The sequence below is a fragment of the Pseudomonas sp. B14(2017) genome, assembly GCF_002113255.1.
Classification (GTDB): Bacteria; Pseudomonadota; Gammaproteobacteria; order Pseudomonadales; family Pseudomonadaceae; genus Aquipseudomonas; species Aquipseudomonas putida_Z.
The window spans coordinates 1-751 of sequence record NZ_NEJY01000062.1 but is presented as its reverse complement, the minus strand read 5'-3'; the positions used below and the strand labels follow the sequence as shown (position 1 = coordinate 751).

The window sequence follows — 751 nt, the reverse complement described above, 5'->3', positions numbered from 1 at the left end:
TCTATGTCGTTGATGGGTACCAACTCAGCAACTACCGAAAAGGGATTGGCGGGCGTGCCAAAACTGATGCATCTGATGCCTGCCTGCTAGCCCGTTTCCTGGATCGTGAGGGCAGCTTGCTTCGTCCTTGGTCACCCCCTCCAGCCGTCTACAGCAAGCTTCAGAGCCTTCTCCGACGCCGAGCAGCACTGGTGTCAGCGCGCACCAGTCTGACCCAGAGTTGGGGTAACGAAGCGTCCCTCAAGGACGCCTTCAATAGCTTCGCCAAACACTTTGAGTCGCTTGATCTGCTGATTCAAAAGCGTTTGAAGACGCTGGTTAGAGAAGCGGGGCTGAGCGAGCAGGTTGCCCGCTGCCAGGCAGTTGAAGGCATTGGTTTTCTGACTGCCGTCGCTTTAGTCACCGCCTTCATCCGCGGCGACTTCAAGCGCAGCGATTCATTCATCGCTTTTCTAGGCATGGATCTGAAAGTTGCCGAATCAGGCCAGAAATCCGGACGCCGATGCTTAACCAAGCGAGGCTGCTCAGAAGTGCGCCGGCTACTGCACAATGCAGCCATGGCGGCTAGCAAGACAGCTGCGTGGAAAGAGGTGTATGAACATTATCGGAATACAGGTAAGGCAACCACTCAGGCCCTTGTCATCCTGTCCCGAAAGCTGGCCAGAATTGCATTCGCCTTGATGAAGACTCAAGGCGAATACATGAGCAAAGGGGGCAAAAAGCATTGCCCACAACCATAGAATCTCCCACA

The 751-nt window shown here is 54.7% G+C and carries 1 protein-coding gene; it reads left to right on the top strand.

All coding sequences use genetic code 11. From position 1 onward, the window contains the following. Positions 1-740 (top strand): transposase (locus CAG34_RS27340; RefSeq protein ID WP_085593525.1); only part of this gene is annotated, 740 nt, incomplete at its 5' end. Between the last annotated feature and the right edge of the window lie 11 nt (positions 741-751).